Below are 596 nucleotides of genomic sequence, written 5' to 3'. Positions count from 1 at the left end.
CTACGCAAACAGCTTGCTTTTGACTTGGCGTTTCTTGCCGTTTCGGCATCGCTCACTAATTCGGCCGCTGCCGACACCGTGAACTGGCGTCAATTCGAAGGGACCAGCATAACTTGGGCCTACGACATCCACCCCTATGCGGATGCTCTCGCTGCGCAACTTTCCGGAGTTCGAGAAGCTGACCCGGCATCAAGGTCACGCCGGAACTCTACCCAGACGATTCTTACTGGAACAAGATGACGATCCAACTGACGACGAAGTCGCCAGCATGGGATGTGTTCGGCACTGGCATTCAGCCCGCGTAGGACCTCGCTCCGAGTGGCGCCTGCTGGACAAATACATGAGTGATCCGAAGCTTACCGATGCTGGATACGACTACATTCGGACATGATCAAGAAGTGCGCGGCTCCTTCCTTCGCCAATGATAACTGGAACCAGGTCGTGGACGGCATCTCGTCCGGCCGCACCGCGATGACGATCGACTCAAAAATGTTCGGCTTCTGGAACGATGTTGCGGGGAAGCCGGCATCCGGCAAGATCGCCTTCGCTCCGCCGCTGCACGCACCGAGCGCCACGAGCTTGGATTCTGACATCTG

At 57.2% G+C, this 596-nt stretch carries 2 protein-coding genes; one reads left to right on the top strand and one right to left on the bottom strand.

Annotated features, from left to right (window positions below; translation table 11 throughout):
* A partial coding sequence (locus EN914_RS39790) for a hypothetical protein (RefSeq protein WP_245497955.1) occupies positions 1-240 on the top strand: 240 nt, incomplete at its 5' end.
* 116 nt (positions 241-356) lie between these two features.
* On the opposite strand, the gene EN914_RS39785 is transcribed toward EN914_RS39790, so the two are convergent.
* On the bottom strand, positions 357-596 hold a 240-nt coding region (locus EN914_RS39785; protein ID WP_164779284.1), incomplete at its 5' end, for a hypothetical protein.

Source organism: Mesorhizobium sp. M7A.F.Ca.CA.001.08.2.1 (assembly GCF_003998455.1).
Classification (GTDB): domain Bacteria; phylum Pseudomonadota; class Alphaproteobacteria; order Rhizobiales; family Rhizobiaceae; genus Mesorhizobium; species Mesorhizobium ciceri.
Note: the sequence above shows the minus strand (reverse complement) of the source record. Positions and strands in the feature narration are given on the sequence as shown.